This is a genomic window from Lelliottia sp. GFLA7, assembly GCF_056490165.1.
The window spans coordinates 1-425 of record NZ_JBWLAQ010000102.1 but is presented as its reverse complement, the minus strand read 5'-3'; the positions used below and the strand labels follow the sequence as shown (position 1 = coordinate 425).

The following is a 425-nucleotide window of genomic DNA, read 5'->3' as shown; positions in this document are numbered from 1 at the left end:
CCCCATGGGCGGGGGTGCACCTGATCCAGGGAAACAAGAGCCTGGCCCACATCGAATCCCACGCCGACCCCGCGGTCGTCTACGGCCTCGCCAACGCGATCGAAGCGATCGACGTCAGCCGCTACGACGCGATCCTGATCGACTGCCCGCCCGGCCTCGGGAAGCTGTTGTTCACCGCACTGTGTGCCGCTGACGGCGTATTGGTTGTCACCGAGGCGGCCGCCGACAGCGTGCGCGGGGTCATCAGCATCCAGGAAACCATCGCCCAGGTGCAGCATCGGCCCAATCCGCGCCTGGTCGTGGAGAAGATCGTCATCAACAAGCGCCGCAACCTCGGGGAGCACATCCATCGCGAGCAGGAACTCCGCGACGGCTACGGCGACCTGGTCGCAAAGACCGTCATCCCGGAACGCTCGGCATGGCAG

The 425-nt window shown here is 66.1% G+C and carries 1 protein-coding gene; it reads left to right on the top strand.

What is annotated here, in order from left to right; all coding sequences use genetic code 11:
• Positions 1–425: ParA family protein (locus tag AC07RN_RS21360; protein ID WP_478337279.1), on the top strand; the 425-nt coding region annotated here is incomplete at both ends.